At 62.5% G+C, this 25,705-nt stretch carries 21 protein-coding genes; 10 read left to right on the forward strand and 11 right to left on the reverse strand.

Annotated features, from left to right (window positions below; all coding sequences use genetic code 11):
- Window positions 1-30: 30 nt before the first annotated feature.
- The 3 genes from PAN31117_RS09885 to PAN31117_RS09895 all read right to left on the reverse strand — a co-directional run bounded on the left by PAN31117_RS09885 (window position 31) and on the right by PAN31117_RS09895 (window position 3,740).
- A complete protein-coding gene (locus PAN31117_RS09885) occupies window positions 31-1,182 on the reverse strand; it encodes a lipopolysaccharide N-acetylglucosaminyl transferase (RefSeq protein WP_150738032.1) in 1,152 nt (383 codons plus the stop codon).
- Complete coding sequence (locus PAN31117_RS09890) at window positions 1,175-2,473, reverse strand: PelD GGDEF domain-containing protein (protein WP_246189000.1); 1,299 nt, start codon at window positions 2,471-2,473, stop codon at window positions 1,175-1,177. Before PAN31117_RS09890 ends, PAN31117_RS09885 begins: the two co-directional genes overlap by 8 nt.
- A gap of 442 nt (window positions 2,474-2,915) precedes the next feature.
- Window positions 2,916-3,740 (reverse strand): phosphodiesterase, encoded by an 825-nt coding sequence (locus PAN31117_RS09895; protein ID WP_150738034.1) that lies wholly within the window; start codon window positions 3,738-3,740, stop codon window positions 2,916-2,918.
- Window positions 3,741-4,213: 473 nt separating this feature from the next.
- Between PAN31117_RS09895 and PAN31117_RS09900 the strand changes: the two genes are divergently transcribed.
- Both PAN31117_RS09900 and PAN31117_RS09905 read left to right on the forward strand, forming a co-directional pair.
- Window positions 4,214-4,492 (forward strand): HU family DNA-binding protein, encoded by a 279-nt coding sequence (locus tag PAN31117_RS09900; protein WP_039398613.1) that lies wholly within the window; start codon window positions 4,214-4,216, stop codon window positions 4,490-4,492.
- A gap of 422 nt (window positions 4,493-4,914) precedes the next feature.
- The gene (locus tag PAN31117_RS09905) at window positions 4,915-5,829 is read left to right on the forward strand and encodes a CHAD domain-containing protein (RefSeq protein ID WP_174990902.1); all 915 of its coding nucleotides are present in this window, start codon (window positions 4,915-4,917) and stop codon (window positions 5,827-5,829) included.
- A 27-nt stretch (window positions 5,830-5,856) separates the two neighbouring features.
- Here the strand turns inward: PAN31117_RS09905 and PAN31117_RS09910 are convergent, their stop codons facing one another.
- The gene (locus tag PAN31117_RS09910) at window positions 5,857-8,325 is read right to left on the reverse strand and encodes a heavy metal translocating P-type ATPase (RefSeq protein WP_370855740.1); all 2,469 of its coding nucleotides are present in this window, start codon (window positions 8,323-8,325) and stop codon (window positions 5,857-5,859) included.
- A 68-nt stretch (window positions 8,326-8,393) separates the two neighbouring features.
- Between PAN31117_RS09910 and PAN31117_RS09915 the strand changes: the two genes are divergently transcribed.
- The 6 genes from PAN31117_RS09915 (at window position 8,394) to PAN31117_RS09935 (ending at window position 15,236) form a co-directional block, all read left to right on the forward strand.
- Window positions 8,394-8,876 carry a Cd(II)/Pb(II)-responsive transcriptional regulator gene (locus PAN31117_RS09915; RefSeq protein ID WP_150738036.1) on the forward strand — a complete coding sequence of 161 codons (483 nt, stop codon included), beginning with the start codon at window positions 8,394-8,396 and terminating at the stop codon, window positions 8,874-8,876.
- 409 nt (window positions 8,877-9,285) lie between these two features.
- Entirely contained in the window at window positions 9,286-10,521 is a 1,236-nt protein-coding gene (locus PAN31117_RS09920) for an NAD(P)/FAD-dependent oxidoreductase (RefSeq protein ID WP_150738037.1), read from the forward strand.
- Window positions 10,522-10,720: 199 nt separating this feature from the next.
- A complete protein-coding gene (locus PAN31117_RS27340) occupies window positions 10,721-10,864 on the forward strand; it encodes a hypothetical protein (RefSeq protein ID WP_217429644.1) in 144 nt (47 codons plus the stop codon).
- A complete protein-coding gene (locus PAN31117_RS09925) occupies window positions 10,861-12,195 on the forward strand; it encodes a putative bifunctional diguanylate cyclase/phosphodiesterase (RefSeq protein WP_052252903.1) in 1,335 nt (444 codons plus the stop codon). The genes PAN31117_RS27340 and PAN31117_RS09925 overlap by 4 nt, the downstream gene beginning before the upstream one ends.
- Before the next feature lie 90 nt (window positions 12,196-12,285).
- Entirely contained in the window at window positions 12,286-13,896 is a 1,611-nt protein-coding gene (locus PAN31117_RS09930) for a sensor domain-containing diguanylate cyclase (RefSeq protein WP_150738038.1), read from the forward strand.
- A gap of 47 nt (window positions 13,897-13,943) precedes the next feature.
- Window positions 13,944-15,236, forward strand: a complete 1,293-nt coding sequence (locus PAN31117_RS09935) for a phospholipase A (RefSeq protein WP_150738039.1) — start codon at window positions 13,944-13,946, stop codon at window positions 15,234-15,236.
- A 4-nt stretch (window positions 15,237-15,240) separates the two neighbouring features.
- Here PAN31117_RS09935 and PAN31117_RS09940 read toward each other — a convergent pair whose 3' ends face one another.
- Entirely contained in the window at window positions 15,241-15,663 is a 423-nt protein-coding gene (locus PAN31117_RS09940) for an EamA family transporter (protein WP_174984390.1), read from the reverse strand.
- A gap of 160 nt (window positions 15,664-15,823) precedes the next feature.
- On the opposite strand from PAN31117_RS09940, the gene PAN31117_RS09945 reads away from it, so the two are divergent.
- Window positions 15,824-16,039 carry a DUF1289 domain-containing protein gene (locus PAN31117_RS09945; protein ID WP_150738040.1) on the forward strand — a complete coding sequence of 72 codons (216 nt, stop codon included), beginning with the start codon at window positions 15,824-15,826 and terminating at the stop codon, window positions 16,037-16,039.
- On the opposite strand, the gene PAN31117_RS09950 is transcribed toward PAN31117_RS09945, so the two are convergent.
- The 6 genes from PAN31117_RS09950 to PAN31117_RS09975 all read right to left on the reverse strand — a co-directional run bounded on the left by PAN31117_RS09950 (window position 16,020) and on the right by PAN31117_RS09975 (window position 24,407).
- Complete coding sequence (locus tag PAN31117_RS09950; RefSeq protein WP_150738041.1) at window positions 16,020-17,453, reverse strand: aldehyde dehydrogenase family protein; 1,434 nt, start codon at window positions 17,451-17,453, stop codon at window positions 16,020-16,022. The genes PAN31117_RS09945 and PAN31117_RS09950 overlap by 20 nt on opposite strands.
- 136 nt (window positions 17,454-17,589) lie before the next feature.
- A complete protein-coding gene (locus tag PAN31117_RS09955; RefSeq protein WP_150738042.1) occupies window positions 17,590-19,185 on the reverse strand; it encodes an ABC-F family ATPase in 1,596 nt (531 codons plus the stop codon).
- A 258-nt stretch (window positions 19,186-19,443) separates the two neighbouring features.
- Window positions 19,444-20,592, reverse strand: a complete 1,149-nt coding sequence (locus tag PAN31117_RS09960) for a BMP family ABC transporter substrate-binding protein (RefSeq protein ID WP_150738043.1) — start codon at window positions 20,590-20,592, stop codon at window positions 19,444-19,446.
- Window positions 20,593-20,692: 100 nt separating this feature from the next.
- Window positions 20,693-21,622 (reverse strand): ABC transporter permease, encoded by a 930-nt coding sequence (locus PAN31117_RS09965; protein WP_150738044.1) that lies wholly within the window; start codon window positions 21,620-21,622, stop codon window positions 20,693-20,695.
- Between the two features lie 10 nt (window positions 21,623-21,632).
- The gene (locus PAN31117_RS09970; protein ID WP_246189002.1) at window positions 21,633-22,775 is read right to left on the reverse strand and encodes an ABC transporter permease; all 1,143 of its coding nucleotides are present in this window, start codon (window positions 22,773-22,775) and stop codon (window positions 21,633-21,635) included.
- 87 nt (window positions 22,776-22,862) lie between these two features.
- A complete protein-coding gene (locus PAN31117_RS09975) occupies window positions 22,863-24,407 on the reverse strand; it encodes an ABC transporter ATP-binding protein (protein WP_150738045.1) in 1,545 nt (514 codons plus the stop codon).
- 244 nt (window positions 24,408-24,651) lie between these two features.
- Here PAN31117_RS09975 and PAN31117_RS09980 point away from each other — a divergent pair, with 244 nt between their 5' ends.
- A complete protein-coding gene (locus tag PAN31117_RS09980) occupies window positions 24,652-25,590 on the forward strand; it encodes a LysR substrate-binding domain-containing protein (protein ID WP_039398644.1) in 939 nt (312 codons plus the stop codon).
- Window positions 25,591-25,705: the final 115 nt, after the last annotated feature.

Consider the following 25,705-nt stretch of genomic DNA (forward strand, 5'->3'; position numbering starts at 1 on the left):
TCGCGTGGAACTTGGACGAAGCCATGGGATTCAGCGCGTCCAGAAGCGCACGACGGGTTGAACGACCGGCGAGGCCGTGACATTGGACACGCCCCTCGCCCCGGTCACACCGGCGCCCAGCCCGCCCAGCAACAGCGAAACGCGGTCATACCGACGCCGCTGGAACGCGGCTTCCGCCAGCCACGGCAACAGGCGCTCGGTCGGAAAGCTGTGGAACTGCGCCTGACGCAAGTGCATTTCGGCCACTTCGGGGTTCTCGCGCATCAGCGCACAGCGGCCCAGCAGATACCACATGGACGCATCGTCTTCGTGCTGCTCAAGTGCGTCGCGCGCGAACTTCTCCACGCGCTCCAGCGTGAAGCGCAGGACCTCACCACGCACGAGGTTCTGGTAAATCAGTTCCCAGTAGAGTTGCGCGAGACAGACGCAGGCGTGTGCGCGTTCATCGTCGTCCTCGGCCGCCTCGTGCCGGTCGCGCATCACGAAGATCTGCTGCATGATCCGCTTCTCCATTCCGTCGAGAATGCCGTACGCGAGCAGGCGCACCTCCTCCACCGGGTCCGCCAGCAGGTCGCGCGCAATCTCGCTCGTGACCCGCGATGGCAGCGCCTGCACGGAGATCAGGGCAGCAACGCGGTCGTCCCGCTCGCCCTGCACGTTGCGCAGCCGGGCGCGCAGACGCATGCCCGCACCGTGACGCACACGCGCCACCAGGTGCGAGACGAAACCCGGTGTCTCCACGCGGCCCGCTGGCAGCGACTCGCGCGCCGGTGGGAACAGATACCCCATCAGCAGCACACCGATCACGACGACCATGCCCGCCACCGGCAGGAAAAAGGTCGCCAGCGCGATATGCCCGAATAAGCCGCGACGGTCGCGATAGCTCGCAGGCAGCGCGCACGTCACGAACCCACCGGCAAGCAGTGCAGCGATCGCTTGCCATGCCAGTACAACAGGCATGGCATCGCGAACAAGGCCGGTGGCGGCCGACGCGATGAACGGCGTGTCCCACGTTGCCGTCTGCAAAACGAGTCGCAGCACGTGCCACTGCGCGGCGACGGCGAGCACCGCCAAGGCCAGCGTCAGCGCCCAGCGGATGACGCGCACACCACGCGCCGCGCCCCGTTGCCGGAGTCGCCAGACAGCGCTTGCGGATCCGCTCGTCGAATGGCGCTCAGGCATGATCGACGCAGCGCTCCATCAGCTTGAGCAGGCCCTCGCCCGGGGTGTCGGCGTCGACATGTGCGGTGTGCACGGCAATATGGCCGCTCTGAAAATCGACGTCGTACTGCTGACGCAGCAACGTCTCCACACGCATCAGATAACCGTCAATCCCGTGCTCATCCGTGATGGGCATGAGTGCGATGGCGATTTGCCGGCGCGGCGTGCCGATCGTCCACATGGCGTCGAGTGCCCGGCGCTGGCGCACCGTCTGCTCGAACAACGAGTCGCCTCGTGCGCCGCGCGGAAACGCCAGCGCAACCAGCGACGACTCGATGCCGCTTGCGCGCTTGAGGCGCGCGAGCCGTCCGAGTTCGAGGGCGAAGTCATACGGGGCTTGTGGCACCAATGCTCTGACGCTCGCCACGAGCGGCTGATGCGCGACGCCGTCGGCGTAGTACGCGAGCAGCACCAACAACAGTTGCAGGTTGTCGTGATTGAGCGCGAGGAACGGCATGCGGCGCACGATCAGAACGCTGGTCAGCGCCCCTTCGGCGTCAAGCAGCGGCACACAGGCCAGATAGGGGCTGCCGTCGCTGGCGGCATCGTCGGCCTTCACGTGAGCTAGCGCGCCTTCGCGCAGACAGTGCCGAACCAACGGGTCGTCGACGTCCGGTTCGAACCCTTCTCCGACCCGCGCGATGGGCGTCGCCGTCAGCCGGTCTCCACGCACCGGGAACAACGCGGCAACTTCGATCTGGCATGTCAGCGCAGCGAATTCGAGCATCGGTTGTGCGTTGGGCAGACCGCCGGGCGCGCCATGAACATCGCCCGAACGCCTTACGGTGAGGTCACGCAGCCGCGTCAATGCATCGCGCAACGTGACGGGACGCGCAAGCAGATCGCGCTCCAGTCGCTCATGAGACACGCGCAGCAAATAGTGATTGTGGGTAATCGCGACGAGGCGGTCGCTGTAGTAAGCGTTGATGCCCTGCGATCTGAGCGCGCGATGGGACCAGATGTCACAGAAGTGACCGGCGACGAGCGCCATCGTCATACCGCCCGCAAAGTGCGCCATCGGAAATGGCGTGCCGGAAGCGCCGCACAGGACATGCCACGCCGCCATGAGCATGGCACCGCTCGCCGCCCCGGCCAGCGAGCCGTAGCGCAAGGCGCCAATGAGCGAAACGAGCCAGAGCCACGGGAATTGCGTGGTGAGCAGTAAAGGATCGTCGGGACGCAGCCGCCAGGCCACGAGCACCGCGATCAGCGTGGCGATCAAAACCTCCAGCAGCGCGAAGGGACGCGACATGGCCGGTGCAACCCGCCGCCCCCAGCGTCCCAGATTTCCGAGCGGTTGCGATCGGCGTACGCGCGTCGTCGATGACGATGGCGACGGTGATGACGTCGATGCACCGGAAGCCGAAGAAGCGGAAGGAGATGACGAAGCACCGGCGCGATGGGCGCTCGCCGGTTCGGCGTCGGTATGCATGATTCCCCGTTATCAGAAAGCGCCCTGCCCGGCCTTTTCATTCATGCCTGGGTCATGGGCCACGGATCGACAGTTCCTGTGAAAGACCCGTCGCTCCCGTCCCGCGAATGTTGCGCTCCGGGACGGCCTTTGACTGCTGATCCGAACTGATCTCGTATGTTTAATGGAGAAGCACTTTACACACGCGTAGTCCTACTTTCGTCCCCATGTTTTCTCGCCGCCAACCCGCATGAATACTCAGGATACCGACGCAAGCCGCCCCTTACCGGGGTTCCCCGTCGAACGAAAACGGCCCCTCGTGCGGACCGACGTAAGCGAGATGGGTACGCACGCCCGCGCCCGGTTGCCACAGGTGCATGGCGAAGCCCGGCGGCTCCAGCGTGACCGAGCCCGGCGCACCCGCGGCCAGCCCGAGCGTGATCTGATGCGCGGTCGACACACACGTACTCGCCATGATCCCCGGCGCACCTTCCACGCTCGCATGAATGCTGCGATGCAGATGCCCGCAGATCACCCGCTCGATGTGACGATGCTGCGATATCACCTGCGCAAAGCCTGCACGCCCTTGCGCAGAAAGGCCGTAGCCGTCCATGAACTCGATGCCCGTATCGAACGGCGGATGGTGCATGGCAATGATCGTCGGGCGTCCCTCGCAGGCGTGCAGCTGTGCGTCGAGCCATGCGAGTCGCGCGTCGCACAAATGGCCGCCCGCGCTCGGCGGGTCTTGCGTGTCGAGGGTCAACACAGTGAGCGGCCCAAGGTCGACGCGGTATTGCACGAACGTATCGTTCGTATGCAGATAGGCATGTTCCGGGAAAGCATCGCGCAGCCCTTCACGATGATCATGATTGCCGACCACCAGGTAGAGCGGTATTTCGAGGTCCGCCAGGCACTCGCGAAGTACTTCGTATTCCGATAGATGCGGTGTGTCGATCAGATCGCCCGTGGCGATGACGGCGTCAGGCCGTGGCGTCCAGCGATTGATGGTCGCGATTGCATTGCGCAAGGCGCGCGCGGTGTCGACGCGTCCGCAAGCGAGCATGCCGGGACGCGTGATGTGGAGGTCGGTGATCTGACAGAGCAGCATGAAGCGGTTCCTCAATGTCGATTTGCGGCGTCACGCTAGCCATCGTAAATGACACGCGAATGACCAACCAAAAGACGCCCGTCCGCGCAAGCACTAAAACGCTAGGGAAACTCCCAAAGCCCGCCCAGCAAGGGATTGCGCGGGGGCATGACCGGAGATGCCCGCAGATACCGGGGTTTTGCCATCAAGAACAAGAAAGTACGCGGCATTGCACAACAAAATCGCCGCAAACCGTTGTCAGGACTGGCCCACAGCCCGCCGAAGGCTCTATAATGCGGCTGCCCGGCCAGTGCCGGCGCCCTCACGATGCGTGACGAAACCGGTCTCCGGATCAGGTTCGCGTGACGTGCCGCGAAGGCGACATTCTGGCGTGTGCCGCGTGCCTTATGGCGCGGATACAACACCGACACTCGTCAAATGGCGAAAGTGTTAGAGTTATCGCCGGTATTCACCACCTCTCAAGGGAAACACACATGAACAAACAGGAACTGATCGACGCCGTCGCTGGTGTTACGGGTGCAAGCAAGGCTCAAACTGGCGAAACCATCGACGCTCTGCTCGAGACCGTCAAGAAGGCAGTCGCCAAGGGTGACTCGGTTCAGTTGATCGGCTTCGGCTCGTTCGGTTCGGGCAAGCGCGCTGCGCGTACCGGCCGCAACCCGAAGACTGGCGAAGCGATCAAGATCCCGGCAGCCAAGACCGTGAAGTTCACGGCTGGCAAGGCGTTCAAGGACGCTGTGAACAAGAAGTAAAACCAGTTGCGCGCAGGCCGGCCTCCGTGCCGGCCTATCTTTTTGCTCGCACTCGGCCGTCGCTTTCGACTGCGATTTCGACAGGATTCCTGCTGGATTCCGCGTCTGAATCCCGCGCTTGAATCCCGATTCGCCATGCGCAGCAATGAGAAGGTGTCACGTCATCCTCTCGCGAGGACCACGACTGATGTGACGCTGCGTGCCTCGCGGGTGGCCTGCACCCCGCTCTGCGGAAAGCAGGTGCCCGCGACAAAGTGCTGCACCCGCTTTGCCGCGTCATACGCTCAGGCAACTATGCTATGTTGCGTAACATGACACGCGCGCCGCTAGCGGCCTCCGCCGCCTCTTCCAAAATTTTCTCCGCTGCCGTCTCTCGTCAGGCAGAGGAAGTTGCACTGCCGTCGCCGGCCCAAATGCGGCGTATGTCGGCGTCTCGTCTGCTGGTCATACATGTGGCGTCTGCATTGACGCAATGGCCAGCGCTGCCGGATGCGGCAGAAGACGCCGCCAACATCGACAGCATTCCTCCTGAAGCCGTCCATCAACTGCGCATTGCGACGCGTCGCCTTCGTGCGCTGATCGACATCTACTCGCCGTGGCTCAAACCGCGCTGGCACCGTCAACTTGTCGCCGAGCTGCGTTGGCTCGGGCATTCGATGGGCCCCCTGCGCGACGCAGATGTTTTGACCACCGAGACACTCCCGGCCTTACGCCTCGAATATCCGGATGTCGCCTGGATTGCAATCGATGCGCATCTGTCGAAGGTTCGCAGCGACGCCCGGGCGCAAGCCGCCGCCGCGCTGACGAGCGATCGCCAACGCGCGTTGCATGGGCTGTTGCGCGATGCCTTTGGCGTTCACGACAACGGTACGGCCGATGCGCGCGCAGCCAAAGCCTTGCGACGTCCGTCCCGTACGCCCGGCAAGCGTCCACGTGCACTGGCGAAACACGCGCATAACGTGCTCCGCGCACGATACATTGGGCTGTTTCCTGATTGTCGTCAGTTGGCGATGCTCGATACCGAGCAGTTGCACGCGTTGCGCGTGAAGATCAAGAAGGCGCGTTACAGCGCCGAGGCGCTCACGCCGTGGCTGCGAAAGTCGGTTAGCTCGTCTTATCACGAAACGTTGCGCACTGCGCAATCGTTGCTCGGGCATATCAACGACGCTGCGCTCGCGCAGCGGGCGCTGGAAGACATGCCCATCTCAACAGAGCACCGGGAGACGCTGACGGCACGCCTTGACGCGATCATCATCAACTCCACCAGCCGCGCCGCGCACGCGCTATGCCAATTGCCCGACGCCCATCGCCTTGAGCGCGGCATGCGCAAGGCGTAGGCATCAGGCAACCCAACGTCACGCGGCTCAGGCGACCTTGGTACGAAGCAGACGCATGCCGTTGGCGATCACGAGCAAACTTGCGCCCACGTCCGCAAACACTGCCATCCACAGCGACGCCAGCCCCATTACCGCGAGTGCGAAAAACACCGCCTTGATGCCGAGAGCGACAGCGATGTTCTGCTTGAGCACCGTCGCCGAGCGTCGCGAAAGTGCCAAAAACGCTGGCAATTTGCGCAAATCGTCGTCCATCAGCGTAACGTCAGCGGTCTCGAGCGCGCTGTCCGTGCCCGTCACACCCATCGCGAAGCCGACATCGGCCGCCGCCAGCGCGGGCGCATCGTTGATGCCATCGCCCACCATCCCTACGTTTCCGTACGCTTCACGCAGCGACGACACGGCTTGCCACTTGTCTTCCGGCAGCATTTCGGCGCGCACATCGCTCACACCCGATTGCTCACCGATGACCTGAGCGGTGGCCCGGTTGTCTCCCGTCAGCATGACGGTGCGCACACCCATTTTCGTCAACTGAGCAATGGCCTCACGGCTTTCCTCCCGCAGCGTATCGGCCACGGCCAGTACCGCCAGCGCCTGCGTTTCGCTTGCCAGCACGATAGCGGTACGCGCCTGCGCTTCAAGACGCGTCAGTTCGGCTTCCACCTCGGCATTGCACACCCCCAGCGATTCGATCAGACGATGATTGCCGAGGTAGTAAAGCGTTTCGCCGACACGTCCCTTCACCCCCATGCCCACCAGCGCCTCGAAATCCGTCACAGACGGCAACGTCCCAAGCCCCGCCTGCGCGTGACCGTCGACGACGGCGCGCGCAATCGGGTGAGTCGTCTGGGCGTCCAGTGCGGCGGCGAGCGTCAGTGCGTCGTCACGAGATGTTCCGCGCAACGGCACGACATCGGTCAGGCGCGGTTCACCACGAGTGAGCGTGCCCGTCTTGTCGAGCGCGACCGCACGGATCAGGCGTCCACTCTCCAGAAATGCCCCGCCCTTAATCAGAATCCCGGCGCGCGCGGCGGCCGTCAGCCCGCTTACGACCGTGACCGGCGTGGAAATCACCAACGCGCAGGGGCACGCAATGACCAGCATCACCAGCGCCTTGTAGATCCACGGTGACCAGGTCAGTCCGAACGCCAGTGGCGGCACAATCGCGACCAGCAGCGCGCAAAGCACCACAACCGGCGTGTAAATGCGCGAGAACTTGTCGACGAAGCGCTGCGTCGGCGAGCGTTGCTGCTGGGCCGTCTCGACAATGCGCACGATGCGCGCGAGCGTCGTATCGCCAGGGGCGACGGTCGTGCGATACACGATCAGACCGCTTTCGTTGATGCTGCCTGCGTAGACGTCATCCCCAACCGTCTTGTCGACGGGCACGCTCTCACCGGTAATCGACGCTTGATTCAGTGCCGACGCACCCTCCTCGATCACGCCGTCGATCGCAATGCGCTCACCCGGACGCGCCCGCACCCGTGCCCCCACAGCAAGCGTTGCGGCAGGGACATCCGCCCAGGTGCCGTCGGCCTGCCGCACCGACGCCTGATCCGGCGCGAGACGCATCAACGCCTCGACGGCGCGACGCGCTCGGGTCAACGATGCCGCCTCAAGCTTTTCGGACAACGCAAACAACACAATCACCATGGCCGCTTCGGGCCACTGACCGATGAACATCGCGCCGATCACGGCAAGCGACATCAGGAAGTGGATGTTCAGTGTGAAGTGCCGCAGCGCGATCCAGCCCTTCCTGAGCGTCGGCAAACCGCACGCAAGGATGGCGGCGACAACCATCGCGCCCACCCACGGGCTGTGCTCCGGCACGCCGGACCAGACCGCGACTTCGCTCGCGGCAGCCAGCACACCACCTGCGACGAGCCGGGCAGCGTCGCTTGTCCGCTTGGCGGGCGGCGGTGCAGTTGCGTCAGCGTTCTCGCCGGAAAGCGGCACCGGCGTCATCCCCAGTTTGCGCAGAGTTTCCGCCACGGCATCGCGCTCACGGTCGACGTTGGACGCCGACGCGTGCTTGTCGAAAACGACCGTCAGTTCGCGCTTTAGCAGGTTGAAATACAACGTCTCGACGCCGGGACGACGCTCAAGCTGGTCGCGAATCAGGCGCTCCTCCGTCGGACAGTCCATCTGATCGATGCGAAAGCGTGCCTGTGGGGCATCCGTCGTGGGAGCCGGTGCCGACGGCGCAAAACTTGCGCCGCCGGAACAGCACGACGCTTCGTCATGCGCATCGGCGACGGTTACGCCGTGGCGGCCGTGGTCGTGGTCGTGGTCGTGGTCGTGAGCATGACCGTCGTGACGATGGCCGTGATGGTGGGCATGCCGATGCGCCTGTGACGGCGGCGTGTGCTCATGCGAATGCCCGTGACAGATCTCGTGGTCATGACCTTGTGCTGGACCATTTCCATAGCCGGGCATTTCCCGATCCGCCGTCGCAGCCGTCAGCCCCGCCGAACGGGCCGATTCCGAAGGGTTCGACATGTGAACTCCTGGTTACATGATTCGTGTTACCCTTCATTCAAAACCCTGTAGTGACTACGGAGTCAAGCATGAAAATCGGAGAACTGGCCCGGGCGGCGGGCACCGATGTCGAAACCATCCGCTATTACGAGCGCGCTGGCCTGCTACCACCGCCGCCGCGAACCGACGCGGGTTATCGCACCTATGGCGAGGAACACCTGGAAGCTCTGCGCTTCATCCGTCACTGCCGTTCGCTCGACATGCCACTCGCCGATGCCAAACGACTCGGCGAACTGGCGCACGACACCCACGTGACGTGTGAAGACGCCAACCAACTGATCGAGGCACATCTGGCACGCGTGCATACGCGCATCCACGAATTGCAGGCGCTGGAGCAGCAGCTTCTGCATCTGCAAGCGCAATGCCGCAGCCGCCATGAAACAAGCGACTGCGGCATCTTGCGCGCACTCATGCAAGGCGCACAGGGCGAAGCCTGCGCTTGTCACAACGAGACGGAACCCATCGAAGTCGCTTGCGAGCACGACCACAGGCACGGCCACGCGCACGCGTAAATAGCAAACGTTCCCTTTTTTTTCGCGTCGCATCACAGGCGACGCAAACCGATTCTGCACATTACGCAAACATTCCCGGGCAACACATACGTGATGCCCGCGTCAACATCCGCCGTTCGCTTCGGCACTCGCCGCGCCCACCTTCGCACAATACAAAACACGTCGCACGACCTGCGCGTTAACAAACGCGGCGTCTTCACGCAGATGGCATACGCCCTGAACGTTCCACATTCGATCAAAACGTAAAAATTGTGAGAAATCCGCGCGCTTCCCGCGAAATCAGGGGCAAGTGAACGTAGAATGTCCCGCACGCTCCGTAACTGCCTCACACGGCGTGTTACGTAACGCTCGGAATACGCATCGATATGTCGTAATCCGTTTCAATTTTTGATCACTTGTCGGAGACCTTATGTCCAGCGATGTATCCGCGACGCAGAGCAACGCCGACATCGTCATCATGGGTGCGGGGGCGGCCGGCATTTCCGTTGCCGCAAGCCTGCGCCGCCGCCGTCCGACGCTCTCGATCACAATCGTAGATCCGGCCGACACACATTACTATCAGCCCGCCTGGACGCTCGTCGGCGCCGGCGAATTCGACGCCGCCCGCACGGCCCGCCCGATGTCGAGCGTGATTCCCGAAGGCGTGAACTGGATCCAGGCCGCGGTCACGGCTTTCGCGCCGGAGCGCCAGCAAGTGCTGCTCTCGGACGGACGTCGCCTCGGCTATCGCTTCCTCATTGTGGCCCCCGGGCTGCAACTGAATTGGGAGGCCATCGACGGCTTGAGTGAAACGCTCGGCCGCAATGGCGTGACCTCCAATTACCGCTTCGATCTCGCTCCGTACACGTGGTCGCTGGTTCGCGAATTCAAGGGCGGCAATGCCCTGTTCACGCAGCCGCCGATGCCGATCAAGTGCGCGGGTGCCCCGCAGAAAGCCATGTATCTCTCAGCCGATACGTGGCGTCAACGCGGTCTGCTGGACAAGACGAAGATCGAGTTTCATCTCGTGGCACCCGCCCTGTTCGGCGTCAAAGACTACATCCCGGCGCTGATGGAGTACGTCCAGCGATATCGCATCTCACTCAATCACCTCTCGCATCTGCGTGCGGTGGATGGCGAGCGCCGTGTGGCGCGTTTCGAGATTTTCGATGCTGACGGGCAATCGCAGTTCGTCGACAAGCCGTTCGATCTGCTGCACGTGGTGCCGCCGCAAAGTGCGCCGGACGTCTTGCGAGCGAGCCCGCTGGCCGACGCCGCCGGTTGGTGTGAAGTCGACCCGGCGACGCTGCGCCACGCGCGCTATGCCAACGTCTTTGGTCTCGGCGACGCGATTTCCGCACCCAACGCTAAAACCGCTGCCGCAGCACGCAAACAGGCCGTTGTCGTCGCCGAAAACTTGCTCGCTTCGATGGATGGCCGTCCCCTTTCACTGCATTACGACGGGTACGGAGCTTGTCCGCTTACCGTGGAGCGCGGCAAGATTGTGCTTGCGGAATTCGGCTATGGCGGGAAACTTCTCCCTACATTCCCCATCGACGGTACGCACGCGAACCGCTTTGCATGGGTCCTGAAAAAATACGTGCTGCCAAAGGTTTATTGGGACTTCATGCTTCGGGGCCGCGAATGGCTGGCGCGCCCACGCTGAGCTGACCGTAGGTGAAACCCGCACTCAATTTTCAAATTTGGGTGCCGTTAAAGGTCAAAGGACCCGGCCTCGCGACCGGGAACGAGCTTCTAGTCGGGCCACGCCTTGCGCGCGGTCTGCCGGAACGCGAAGGAAACGGCGCACCGGTCGGTGTGCACGATTCGCCCCTCGCACGACGGCCGACACATTTACGCGTCTTATGCAGAACATGATTCAAGGGTTTTCTGGCGGCACGACCTGTTCGACGCGTGGGCTTTTCCTGCTGAATGGCCTCGCCAGCATTGAACGCACCGGTGATAATCGCTCAACCGTTCAGGCGATGTTTGCCTGCCTGCCGAGATGAACGATACGAACGCGCTGCGACGGCAAGTCGTCCTCGCCGATTTGCTGCTGGATCGCCAGCGGCTTTTGCGCGCCCTCAGTCTTGAGCTGAGGACGCCGAGTCCGCCCAACAGCCACAGCGCGCTGGTCGTGCTGCACGTGGGCCGGGGCCAGCGTAAGGCGTCCAGTCAGCAGGCTATCTCCGACGCGGATCTGCTCGCGACGGTGGCATTTCGCATCGGCTCGCGTATTCGACGCCGCGACCTCATCGGCCGTGTTTCAGACCAGCAGGTCGCGATTCTGCTACGCGACCTGAGCAGCCGCGAGGCCGCCGTTCAGATCACGCGCCGCTTCATTCGAGCTGGCGAGTCGCCGGTGCCATGCGGTAACGGGCTGCTCTATCCGATTGTCTCGGCGGGCATCACGCACCTACCGCAGGTTCCCGTGTGGCCGGCCACCCTGCTTGAACATACGTCCGACGTCGCCGATCAGGCCATTCGCGAGAGCGCGTCGCGCTTTCTCGTCACCGAAGCCCCGGCCGCGCCGACCGAGGGCATTGCCCCGCCGGACGACGCAGGCAACGAGCATTACTGGCGCAGCGCCATCGGACGCGCGCTCTCGGACTCGGAATTCCGCCTGCACTATCAGCCGCAGATCGACATGCGCACGCATCGGTTGACGGGCCTCGAAGCCCTGATCCGCTGGCAACGGGATGACGAGCTGATCATGCCGGGCGAGTTCATCCCGGCTGCCGAGCGGTGCGACGTCATCGGCCCCATCGGCGACTGGACACTGCATGAAGCCTGCCGTCAGCTCGACAAGTGGCATACGGACGGTGAAGAGTACCCTCGCGTGGCCGTAAATCTCTCCGCTCAGCAAATGCGTGTGCAGACGCTGGAGACGGTTCGCTACGCCCTTAAACATCACCGTGTGCCTCCGGACAAGCTGGAGATCGAGATCACCGAGTCGTCGCTGATCTCGCACCTCGACGAAGCCGCCACGCTGATGAACGAACTCGTCGCGATGGGCGTGCGCTTGTCGCTCGACGACTTCGGCACCGGCTATTCGAGCTTCGTGCGGCTCAAGCGCTGGCCGTTCGGCACCGTCAAGATCGACTACCAGTTCGTGGCCGGGGTGCTGCTCGGCGGCTACGACACCGAACTGATCCGCGCGATCATCGCCATCGCCCGTAAGCTCGAAATCGAAACGGTGGCCGAAGGCGTGGAGACCAGTGCGCAACGCGATGCGCTGGCTTCGCTGGGCTGTCACGCGTGGCAGGGGTATCATTGCACGCGTCCCTTACCGCCCGGGCACATCGAAACGTTCATTCGAGACTGGCACGGGCGCCTGTAAACGCGTCAGCAACCGCCTTTGCCGTTGGTCAACGCTCTTCTTTCCCGTCGACATGCCGCTTCCGCCTTTCTGTGCGGCGTCGTCGTCCTTATGTGCGTCCTTATCGCCTGGGGTCTGGCGCGCTTCGCTGCCGATCAACTCGTGGCGAACCGCGCCGCGCGCCTGCTTTACGAGGAGCGCAGCATCGCCACGCGGCTGGCGCATGGCACCGTTCATACGGTCAATCAGGACCTGATGCTCATTCGCGGCATCCCGCAGGTCCTCGCGCAGATCGAGCAGATTCAGTCCGCAGCGAACACGATTGCCAAGCATCCGCTGACCGATGTTCCGCAGGACAAGGCGCGCCAGATGCTGCTGGCAAATCCTGTGCTGAAGCCCGTCAATGAGCTGCTACGCTCCTCTCAGCTTTACTTCGGCGCGGATCTCGTCTGGTTAGGCACGCCCGACGGCATCACCATTGCGTCCAGCGATTTCAATACCACGAACCCGCTGATCGGCGACCGCTACGGCGACCGCTACTACTTCAACACGGCGGTGCTGGGTGGCGCAGGGCAGCAATACGTCACCGGACGCAAGACCGGAATGCCCGGCATGTACTTCACCGCTCCGGTCTATCAGGACGGCATTCTGGTCGGCGTCGTTGTCGTCAAGCTCGGCATTCGCCGGTTGTCGCACTGGGTCGACAGCGGCGCTTCGTTCATCACGGACAAAAATGGCGTGATCGTGCTCGCCAATGACCCGACCTTCACCGGTCTGGCCGTGCCGGGTGCGGCAGTGTTCAACCTCACGCGCCCTGAGCGCCGCCATCTGTATTTGCAGGAAGACTTCACTGTCGTCCCCATCGAAAACTACGATCTGACACCCGGCACTCCCAACTTCCTGCAAATGGGGCCGGACGACGAGGACAACGAACACAGCGCGCGACTTGTGCGCGTGCGCCCAGACAATCAGCCTTATTTGCTGGATGCCGAACCGTCTTCGGACGGCGACATGGTGATTTACACCATGAGCGAAGCGCCAACGCTCGGCAGCCTCTCGATCGAACGGCGACGCTATGCAGCGCTGGTGTTCGCGTTGTTGCTCAGCTCCGCCGGTGCACTCTACCTGCTCGTGCGTTACCTGCGCCGCGAAAAGCTCCAGTTGACGGACACGCTGGCGAAAAATGCAGCCCTCGAACACGAGGTGAAGTACGACGCACTGACCGGCGCGCTTTCACGCGGCCACTTCCTCAAGCGCCTGCGTGCCGGAGTCATGCAAGCGGATTCGGCGGACGTGCCGACAAGTGTCATCCTCATCGATCTGGACCATTTCAAGCAGATCAACGACACGTGGGGACATGCGCTGGGCGACACGGTATTGGCCACCTTTGTCCGGCTTTGTCACGAATCGTTACGCGAAGATGACATCTGCGGTCGTTTGGGGGGCGAAGAATTCGCTATTATCCTGAGTGGCGCCACGGAAGCACGGGCGTTCGACGCCGCAGAACGGCTGCGCGAAGCCGTTCGCGAATCACGCATCAACGTCGACGGTCGAACGCTTCAGTTCACGATAAGTGCCGGCGTAGCCCAATGGCATGCGGGTGACGACGACAACGCCTGGCTGCAACGTGCCGACGCGGCGCTGTACCTTGCCAAATCTCGCGGACGCGATCGCTGCGCCCGCGAATCCGACCTCCGGGTACTCACCCGAGGCGGCTCTTAACCGGCTTCAGGCATCCCGGCCTGAAGTCGCCAACTCAGACCGGACCGATGTTCAAGACGAATCTCGCCACATTCGCCCCATCACCGCTTCGCGCCATTCAGGTCGGCGCAGCCGCCCTCTGCCTGGCCCTGAGTAGCGCCGCACATGCGGATCTCTCACTACTCCAACCGCCGCGCGCCCTCACTGGCGGCGCACCATTGCAGCTTATGCTGTTGGCCACACAGGATTCGCCAGGCCGCAAGACCATCCAGTTGCCGGAGGAAATCGTCGTTCGCATCTCTAACGACGACTTCAAACCCACGCTGCTGCATCTGAAGCGGGCGGCCCTCGCCCCCGCTAAGCTCACTCTGTCCAACGGACAGTTCCGTCGTGTCTCTTATTCGGCAGTCCTGCCGAAAGAGTTACGCGGCTCCGTACGCATCGAGCCGGTCGACTGGGACGCCTCGATCACGACCGTGGTGCTGGATCGCGCCGCACCTGCCGAACCGATGGTCGCCGCAGCGCCGATCCCGGCGGAAAGCAGCGCAACCTCGGGCACTGGCACGGCAGCACCCGCATCTGCCGCAGTCGCAGCGGCACCGGCTGCCACATCGTCCGACGCCATTGCCCCGACCGCAGACGCCGAGTTCGCCCGTATTTCGTCGAATGAACCGATGTACATCGGGTTTGGCAAGAATGGCGACGCTAACGCGCGCTTTCAGCTCAGCTTCAAGTTCCACATCCTGAAGCCCGACAACCCCTCGTCGAAGTCCTTCCTCGACAATTTGTACTTCGGCTACACCCAGTTGTCGATTTGGGATCTGGAAGCCGAATCCGCGCCGTTCCGCGACTCGAATTACCGTCCGAGCTTCTTCTACTACGTCCCCGACACTGGTGTGCGTGCTGGCTGGTTCTCGTCGCTAGGTATCGCGGCGGGTATCGAACACGAGTCCAACGGCAAAGCAGGCGACGACTCGCGCAGCATCAACACCGTCTTCGTTAAACCGATCCTCACGTTCGGCAACCCGTCCGAGTATCACTGGACGATCGCGCCGAAGCTCTATGCCTATCTGGAGAAGAAGGACAACCCCGATATTCAGGACTATCGCGGCTACATGGACCTGCTCGTATTGTGGGGCAAGCCCAACGGCTGGCAGATCGGCGCAACGCTTCGCAAGGGCATGAAGCGCAACTACGGCAGCGTGGATGTGCAGGTCACCTATCCGCTCGGCAAGCTGATTCCTGGGACCGGCGGCTATATCTGGCTCGGTTATTTCACTGGCTATGGCGAAGATATGCTCGACTACAACCGTCACTCGCCATCGCAGGTGCGCATCGGTTACAGCGTGTTCCGTTGGTGAGGCGTCACAGCACCAGCACGAGGGCGCCGGCGACGATCAACGCGCCGCCGAGCGCCTCCTTAAGCGAGAACGGCTCGCCAAGCACGACCCAGCCGATCAGCATCGCCATCGCCACACTGAGCTTGTCGAGCGGTGCGACGCCCGACACCGGCCCCAACTGCAACGCCCGGAAGTAGCAGAGCCACGACAGCCCCGTTGCAACCCCCGAAAGGACGAGGAAGACCCATGTGTTGGCGCTCAGGCTTGTCGGCCTTTGCCACTCGCCGCGCATGCCGACGATGGCCAGCGTCACCCCGAAAATGATGACGGTACGAATCAATGTGGCCATGTTCGAGTTAACCTGCGCCACTCCGAGTTTGCCGAATATCGCTGTCAGTGCAGCGAAGAACGCCGAACCGAGCGCAAAGAGTTGCCAGCTACGCAGCATAAAGATCGTCACCCCTCAATGAATACCCTCGCCAACCTTAAACGGACGCAAATGTCTACCGTCCGCCGCCCCCCGTAGGGGAATCAAAACCGCCCCGGCCATCGATGCGATAATGGCGACATCTTGTGTCACCCCGCCAGATCTGGCCGAATTCTCCCCTATGTCCGAATTGCACGACCGCCCCGATAGCCCTTGCATTGGCGTTTGCTCGACACTTTTCGACGACGTCTGCAAAGGTTGCGGCCGCACCGCCCACGAAGTCTCCAACTGGGTGTTTTTCACCGAGCAAGAGAAGGTAGCGGTGTGGGAGCGCATCACCCGCGAAGGCACGGCGATGCGCTTTTGCGACAGCAGTTCTACGACTTCGCAGACTTGAACTGAAGCGACTTGTATTCGAGGAACTCCTCGAAGCCGTACACGCCGTTCTCCCGCCCGTGTCCCGATTGCTTGAATCCACCGAACGGGGCCTGCACGTTGAACTCCCCGCCATTGATATCGACCTGTCCAGTGCGAATCTGACGCGCCACACGTACCGCGCGAGCCTCGTCGCCTGACCACACGCCACCGCCCAACCCGTAGATCGAATTGTTGGCGATACGCACTGCGTCGGCTTCGTCCTGATACGTGATGATCGACAACACGGGGCCGAAGATCTCTTCCTGCGCGACCGTGGCGTCCGGCGTCACACGCCCGAGCACCGTCGGCTGTACGAAGAAGCCTGCCTCGAAGCCCTCGGGCACCGTGTCCCCACCGGCAATCAGCTCCGCACCTTCCGACAAACCCTTGCGGATGTATGTCTGCACGCGCTCGCGTTGCGCAGACGATGCAAGCGGCCCGAGACGCGTCGTTTCCTCGCGCGGATCGCCCAACGTAAAACGTGTCACTGCGTCCTTCGCCAATGCCTTGACCTCGTCATAGCGCGACGCTGGCACAAGCATGCGCGTGTGTGCGGAACATGTCTGCCCCGAATTCAGATAGCAGGCGTTGAGCGTTCCCTTGACGGCTGCGGCAAGGTCCGCATCGTCGAGCACCACCGAAGCCGACTTCCCACCCAATTCCAGAGCAACACGCTTGACGGTTTGCGACGCCACCTCCGACACGCGTTTGCCCGCGCGCGTGGATCCGGTGAAAGACACCATGTCGACATCCGGATGCCTTGCCAGCACCTCGCCGACGACCGGCCCAAGGCCCGTCACCAGATTGAAAACGCCCGGCGGCAGTCCAGCCGCTTCGATTACTTCGGCCAGAATGAAAGCATTGAACGGCGCCACTTCCGATGGCTTCAACACCACCGTGCAACCGGCAGCCAGCGCCGGTGCGACCTTGAGCGTGATCTGGTTCAGCGGGTAATTCCACGGCGTGATCGCCCCCACAACACCGACCGGCTCGCGCACCACCAGCGAATTGCCGACGCGCGCCTCGAACTCGAACGATTCGGCCAGCTCGGCATACTTGTTCCAGTGATACACGGGACCGCCGACCTGAATGGCGCGCACGAGCTTGATCGGCATGCCCGTCTCGCCCGTCATGACTTGCGCCAGCTCGTCGGTTCGCGCCTTCAGGCCTGCCGCGATCTTGCGCAGATAACTGGCACGCTCGACAGCCGGTGTGGCCGCCCATGCGTCACGCGCTTTACGCGCAGCGGCAATCGCAGCTTCCGTATCTTCCGCCGCGCCTTCGGGAATGCGGCCCATGAGCTTCGCGTCGGCCGAATGGAAGACGTCCAGTGCGCCGCGCCCGACCGGCGTCACCCACTGTCCGTCGATGAAAAACTTGTCGTACGTCTTCATGCATTGCCTCCTGCTGGCGTTGAGCAACGAATGGTCATTGTAGTCCGCCCGCCGTAAACGCAAGCAGGGCGCTTGCAATGCAAGCGCCCTGCTCTGGATACGACGTAACGGCGTATCTATCGAACGTTCGCGAACGTCAGACTTCCACGCCCTGGCTGGCCAGGTACTCTTCGTAAGTACCAGCGTAGTCGACCAGCGTACCGTCGTTCTTCACTTCGATGATGCGCGTGGCCAGACCCGACACGAATTCGCGGTCATGCGACACGAAAATCAGCGTGCCCGGATACTTGTCGAGCGCGATCTGAAGCGATTCGATCGATTCCATGTCCATGTGGTTGGTCGGCTCGTCCATCATCATGACGTTGTGACGGCCCAGCATCAGCTTGCCCCAGATCATGCGGCCCTTTTCACCACCGGACAGCACGCGCACCGACTTGCCCACATCGTCGCCACCGAACAGCAGACGGCCCAGCGAGCCACGGATCACCTGATCGTCGTCGCCTTCCTTGCCCCACTGCGTCATCCAGTCGGTGAGCGTCTGGTCTTCCGGGAATGCTTCGGACGTATCCTGCGGGAAATAGCCGATGTTCGCATTCTCCGCCCACTTCACGTTGCCGCTGTCGACCGGCAGATCGGCCATCAGGCTGCGCAGCAGCGTGGTCTTACCGGCACCGTTCTCACCGATGATCGCGACACGTTCACCCGCGCGCACTGCGCCGGTGAAGTTCTTGAAAATCTGACGGTCGTAGGCTTTCGAAATGCCCTCGAATTCGAACGCGAGGTTGTGCAGCTTCTTCTCGAACTCGAAACGGATGAACGGGTTCTGACGCGACGACGGCTTGATGTCTTCCACCTTGATCTTGTCGATCTGCTTGAGACGACTCGTCGCCTGACGTGCCTTCGACTTGTTCGCCGAGAAGCGGCGCACGAAGTCTTGCAAGTCGGTGATGCGTTCCTTTGCCTTGGTGTTCGCCGCCATCTGACGCTCACGGGCCTGTGCCGACGCCAGCATGTAGTCGTCGTAGTTGCCCGGGTAAATCTTGAGCGTGCCGTAGTCCATGTCGGCCATGTGCGTGCACACGGCGTTCAGGAAGTGGCGATCGTGCGAGATGATGATCATGGTGGAGTTGCGCTCATTGAGCACGTCTTCCAGCCAGCGGATCGTGTTGATGTCCAGGTTGTTGGTCGGTTCGTCGAGCAGCAGCACGTCCGGATTCGAGAACAGCGCCTGCGCCAGCAGCACACGCAGCTTCCAGCCCGGCGCGACGTTGCTCATCGGGCCCTGATGCTGATCCGTCGGAATGCCCACGCCCAGCAGCAACTCGCCCGCACGCGCTTCGGCGGTATAACCGTCGTACTCGGCGAACTTCGCTTCGAGTTCGGCGGCGTGCATGTAGTCGTCGTCGGTCGCTTCCGGATTGGCGTAAATCGCGTCGCGCTCGCTCATGGCTGCCCACATTTCGGTGTGGCCCATCATCACGACGTCGAGCACGCGCATGTCTTCATACGCGAATTGATCCTGCTTGAGCTTGCCCAGACGCACGTTCGGTTCGAGCATGACGTTGCCAGCGCTCGGCTCCAGGTCGCTGCCGAGAATCTTCATGAACGTCGATTTGCCACAACCGTTGGCACCGATCAGGCCATAGCGGTTGCCCCCGCCAAACTTGACGGAGATGTTCTCGAAGAGCGGCTTGGCGCCGAATTGCATCGTGATATTGGCAGTAGACAGCACAGGCGGTATCCGGGGAGATGAGTTGCGGCGGCACGAAATTGCGCCACGAAACCTGACATTTTAACACCGATGCGTGTCACGCGCCCTGTGCATGGCGTCGCACCTTGTGACGCTTGCTGAGCCGGGAGCGCCGGGCGACGACCGGCCCGAAGGACTCCCACGACGAAAAATCGCATAGATTGCGAGCATCCATAAAAAAACCGCCAGCATCGGCTGGCGGCTTTTTCATCGGCCTTGCCGCACGCAGCGGCACAAACATTACTGCTTCGGCAGCGAACCTTCGACGCCTTCGACAAACCAGTTGATCTGGTGCTTTTCGTCGTCGTTGAGCGTCTTGCCCGCAGGCACGACTTCCTTGCCGTCCTGCCCCTTGAGCGGGCCGGTGAACGGGTCGTACTTGCCGTCGCGGATCGCGTCGTGGCGTGCGGTCACCGCCTTGCGGGCAGCTTCCGACACGGCCTTGTCGTTGATAGCGACCAGGTTGATTTCGTCTTCCTTGATGCCGCCCCAGACCGGCGTGTTCTTCCACGTACCCTGCATGACTTCGTCGACCGTGCGGATGTAGTACTTGCTCCAGTCGATGGCGGCCGATGCCAGATGTGCGTTCGGGCCGAACTTGCTCATATCCGAATCCCAGCCAAAGGCGTGGATCTTCTTCTCTTCGGCCACTTGCATGACCACGGCCGAGTCGACGTTCTGCATCAGCACGTCAGCGCCCTGACCCACCAGCGATTCCGCGGCCTGACGCTCCTTGCCCGGATCGAACCAGCTATTGATCCAGACGACCTTCACCTTGACCTTCGGATTGACTTCGCGCGCGGCGATGGTGAACGCATCGATATTGCGGATCACCTCGGGAATCGGCACCGACGCCACATAGCCGATCACGTTCGACTTCGTGGTGTAACCGCCGACGACGCCCGCCAGATGCGCACCTTCGTACGTGCGCACGTCATACGTGCCGAGGTTCGGCGCGGACTTGAAGCCCGTGGCGTGCTCGAACGTCACGTCGGGGAAATCGGCGGCCGTCTTGACCATCGAATCCATGTAGCCGAACGATGTGCCGAAGATCAGCTTGTTGCCCTTGCTCGCCAGATCGCGGAACACGCGCTCCGAGTCCGCGCCTTCCGGCACGTTCTCCACGCGGGTCACGGTGACCTTGTCGCCGTACTTGGCTTCGACTGCCTTCGCGCCCTGCTCATGCGCAAAAGTCCAGCCTGCATCGCCCGGGTTGCCGATGTAGACGAACGCCACACCCATCGGGCCCTTGCCCGCCGGTGCTGCGGATGCCTGCGCATCGGACGCTGCCGCCGGCGCGTTGGCGGTCGTGTTCTCCTGCTTGCCGCAGGCGGAGACCAGCATGGCGGCCGCCAGACTTGCCATTGTGATCAGGACTTTACGTCGCATCGATTTTCTCCTCGTCATCGATTGTTTCAGTGAAATGCTTGTATCTCTTACTGCGTGCACGCTGTCGTCAACCCGACTTCAACCTGGCATCTATCCGGCATCAGGACCCGGCAAAGAACGGTTTGCCCAACGACGCCGGCGCGTTCAGTCGAATCGTCTGACGATTGCGGGAAATGATCACCAGCACCACGATGGTCGCCAGATACGGCAGGCTTGCGAGCGCTTGCGAAGGGATACGAATGCCCATCGCCTGCGCCTGAAACTGCAGCGCCATGACGACGCCGAACAGCAGCGCGCCGAGCGCCGTGCGTCCGGGCCGCCATGTGGCGAAGACCACCAGCGCGAGCGCGATCCAGCCGCGTCCGGCCGTCAGGTTCTCCTGCCACAGACGCAGATAGCCGACGGAGTAATAGGCCCCGGCGAGTCCCGACATGGCACCGCCGAACAGCGTCGCGAAATAGCGAATCCGCACCACTGGGTAGCCGATGGCATGGGCGACCGAAGGCGCTTCGCCAATCGAGCGCAGCACCAGACCGGCGCGGGTACGGTAAAGGAACCATGCAATTGCCGCGAGCAATGCGACCGAGCAATACCCCAACGGATTGAGCGAGAAGATCGAAGCACCCAGCACGGGAATCGACGACAGCCCCGGAATCGGCATATCGCGCAGCATCGGAATCGTTGCGTCGGTGTACGGACGACCGACATACGCCGACAGGCCAATACCGAATATCGTCAGCGCCAGGCCTGTCGCGACCTGATTGGCCATGAGCGAGAGCGTGAGCCACGCGAAAACGGCCGACATGACGACGCCCGACGCAATACCGGCGATCACGCCCAGCCACAGGCTACCCGTCTGCACGGTGACGGCGAACGCGCCGATGGCGCCCATGAGCATCGTGCCTTCCACGCCGAGATTGAGTACGCCCGATTTCTCGGTGACGAGTTCGCCCAGTGCGGCGAGCATCAGGGGGATGGCGGCGATCACCGCACTTGCGGCCAGCGGCGTCAGCAGATTGATCCAGTCCATGCTGCGTTCCTCAGGCGTCGCGCGTCAGCGCACGAGCGCGCCGACGCAGTCGGTAGTTCACAAATACGTCGCAGCCCAGCAGGCTGAACAGCAGCAGTCCCTGGAACACGCCGCTGATGGCTTTGGGCAACTGGAGCGACGTCTGCACCGCTTCGCCGCCGAGATACAGCAGCGCCATGAGCAGACTCGCCAGCACAATGCCCACCGGATGCAACCGGCCGACGAACGCGACGATGATGGCCGTGAAGCCATACCCCGGCGCCCACGTCGCCTGCAACTGTCCCACTGGCCCGGCCACTTCGCCCGTCCCGGCAAGCCCGGCCGCCGCGCCACCGATCAGCAACGCGAGCCAGACGGCGCGCGGTTCCGAATAACCGGCATAGCGTGCGGCGAGCGGTGCGAGCCCACCGACTTCCATGCGGTATCCCGCGAAGCTCTTGCGCATGAAGAACCACGCAAGCGGCACCGCCGCTACGGCCATGAAGATCGAGGCATTCAGGCGAGTGCCCCGCCACGTCGCCCAGTGCCAGTCGCCGAAGAAGCGCGGGAACAGCGCTTCGCGGCTGAAGTTGATGGATTGCGGGAAGTTCATCCCATGCGGGTCTTGCCACGGCCCGCTGACCAGATAGATCAGCAGTTGCGTGGCGACGTAGGTGAGCATCAGGCTCACGAGAATCTCATTGGCGTTGAAGCGCACGCGTAGCAGCGCCGGAATCGCAGCCCACAGCATGCCGCCGAGCGCACCGGCCGCCATCATCAGTGGCAGCAACCACGCACCGCCATGCCCGTCGAAATGAATCGCCACGCCGGACGCGAAGATCCCGCCGAGCAACAACTGCCCTTCTGCGCCGATGTTCCAGACGTTCGCGCGATAACCGATGGCGAGTCCCAACGCGATCAGGCACAGCGGGGACGCCTTGAGCAGCAACTCCGACCAGCCGTTCAGACTGCTGATCGGCGCGAGGAAGAATGCGGCCATCGCCTGCGCCGGATTCTTGCCGAGAAAGCTGAAGATGAGCACGCCGCCAGCCAACGTGATGAGCGTGGCCACCAGCGGCATGGCGAGCCGCATGGTGCGGGAAGGACTTGGCCGTGGCTCAAGCGTGAGATCGAACATGGTGTCTGATAAATCGATGAAAACCGATGAAAACATTGCGGTGTTCCGGCTGGCAAGCGGTCGCTCGTCACGCTCCGGGACACGTCGAAAACGGAAAATGCCGCGCTTGCCCGTGTTTGCCTGTCAGGCTGCTGCGGTGCGTTCTCCCGGGCCACCGGGGAACATCCCCGCCATCCACAGACCGATCTCACGCGCGTCGGTCTGCTCGGGCTGACGCACGGGCGACAAACGTCCTTGCGCCAGCACGGTAATCCGGTCACAAATCTCGAACAACTCGTCGAGTTCTTCGGACAGCACCAGCACGGCCACGCCACGCGCCGACAGGTCCAGCAATTGCTGTCGGATAAAGGCCGCCGCCCCGACATCAACACCCCACGTCGGTTGCGCCACCACCAGCACCCGCGGCTCCTGCAAAATCTCGCGTCCGACAATGAACTTCTGCAAATTGCCGCCCGAGAGGCTTTGCGCGGCGGCGTCCGGGCCACCGGCCTTCACGTTGAAGCGTTCAATGCACAGCGTGGCGAACTTGCGCAACGTGCCCCGTCGAATCCATCCCCCGCGAAGCAAGCCAAGATGCGCCGTGCCCGAGGCGCCCAGCAAGGCGTTATCCGCGAGCGACATGCTCGGCACTGCGCCGCGTCCCAGACGCTCCTCGGGGACGAAGGCGAGTCCGAGCCGTCGCCGCGTGGCCGCGCCCATGCGGCCGACCGCGCGGTCGTGCAACGCAATGGCTTCTGCATGCGGTGCGCGAGTCTCGCCCGAGAGCGCTGCCAGCAACTCGGCCTGCCCGTTGCCGGACACTCCCGCAATCCCGACGATTTCGCCCGCATGCACATCGAGATTGATGTCGTGCAGCGAGGTCCCGAACGGATCTTCGCTCGTCATCGAGAGGTTCTTGAGAGACAGCAGCACGTCGCCCGGCTGATGCGCACGACGCTCGATCTGCGGCAATGCACGTCCGATCATCATCTGCGCCAGCGTCTCGGCCGTTTCTTCGCGCGGCACGGCGTGACCCGAGACACGTCCGCCACGCAACACGGTCGCGCGGTCGCAGAGGTCGCGAATTTCGTCGAGTTTGTGACTGATATAGACGATGCTGCATCCCTCGGCGGCGAGGCGGCGCAACGTCGCGAAGAGTTTTTGAACGGCCTGCGGCGTGAGCACCGAGGTCGGTTCGTCCATGATGAGCAGACGCGGATTCTGCAACAGGCAGCGCACGATTTCCACGCGCTGACGCTCCCCCACCGACAAGCTGTGCACGTGGCGCAGCGGATCGACCTCAAGTCCATACTGGGTCGAGACCTCGCGGATGCGTTTGGCCAGCGCTTTGAGATCGCGTCCTGCGTCGTCGAGCGCAAGAGAAATGTTCTCGGCGACGGTCAGCGTCTCGAACAATGAGAAATGCTGGAAGACCATGCCAATGCCGAGCTTGCGTGCCGCCGCCGGGCTGTCGATGCGAACCGGCTGGCCTTCCCAGAGGATTTCCCCGGCATCGGGGCGCACGGCACCGTAGATGATCTTCATCAACGTGCTTTTACCTGCGCCGTTCTCACCCAGTACAGCGTGGATCTCGCCGGGTAATACGCTCAACGCGATGTCGTCGTTAGCTACCACGCTGGGGTAGCGTTTAGTGATGCCGGTCAGCGCCAGACGTGGCGTCGATTGCATGGAAAGGGTCACTGGCGGAGTCTGACTGAGTCTGAGTTCGGGGCTTGGGCGGTCCGAAAATACCCAATTCGCGGCGAAATGTCGAGTCTGTGTCATTAACAGGGACATCTAAGGCCACCTTACGAACGACGCGCGTCTATTTTACTGATAGGGACTTTCCGCTATAGAGGCCCCCGACCTTGTCCTTCATAATGATTTACTTATGCACTACAGGGTCCGACATATTCGGATCGTTATATTTCTCATGAGCCAAAACCGCGAACCGATTGACACTTATTTGCTGCGCGTTCTTCACACCCTGTTGATCGAGCGCAGCGTGACGCGTGCGGCCGTCAAACTGAATCAGTCGCAGCCGGCGATCAGCGCTGCGCTACGCCGTTTGCGCGACATTACCGGTGATCCGCTGCTGGTTCGCGGCAAGTCGGGCATGGTGCCGACCGAATACGGTCAGTCGTTACTGGAGCCGACGCAAAACGCATTGCGCGAAATCGAGCGCATTACGGTGCAGCAGTCGAATTTCGACCCGGCCACGACGGTGCGCACGTTCCGCATCGGCTCGCCCGACTATCTGAATACGCTGTTCGTGCCGACGGTCGTCGAGCGTTTTCGCCAGCAAGCCCCCAACGCGCAACTGGAACTGCACTCGCTCGGCCCCGCCTTCGACTACGAACACGCGCTCGAAGACGGCAAAGTGGATATCGTGATCGGCAACTGGCCGGAACCACCCGAGCAGCTGCACCTCTCGAATCTGTTCGTCGACCAGATCGTGTGTCTGGTCCGTAATACGCATCCGTACGCCAAGCGCGGGCTCACGCTGGAGCAATATCTTGGCAGCCCGCACCTCGCGCCGACGCCCTACTCCGTCGCCCAGCGCGGTGCGATTGACATGCACCTCGCGCGCGAGCGTCTGAAGCGAAATGTGGTCGTCACGATTCCGTACTTCAATCTGGCGCCGTACGTCCTGCTGAAATCCGATCTGATTTTCACGACGACGCGCCTGTTTGCCGACCACTACGCGGAATTCCTGCCGCTCACGGTGCTGGAGACGCCTATCGATTTCCCGCCGATGCAGTACTACCAGCTGTGGCATGAGCGCACGCACTACTCGGACGAAGTGCGCTGGCTGCGCAGCGTGATTTCCGACGCAACGCGCACCCTGCTGGAATCGCGTACGCCGTCCTGATATCGATTCAATCAGAGGGGCTGTGCCGATTTTTACCGGCGGAGCGGCCCCCACCGCCCCGCCGAACCGCACGGCAGCGTTCCCCATGCACAGGAACGCCACCCCGACTTCCCGA

The organism is Pandoraea anapnoica, from assembly GCF_902459765.1.
GTDB lineage: Bacteria > Pseudomonadota > Gammaproteobacteria > Burkholderiales > Burkholderiaceae > Pandoraea > Pandoraea anapnoica.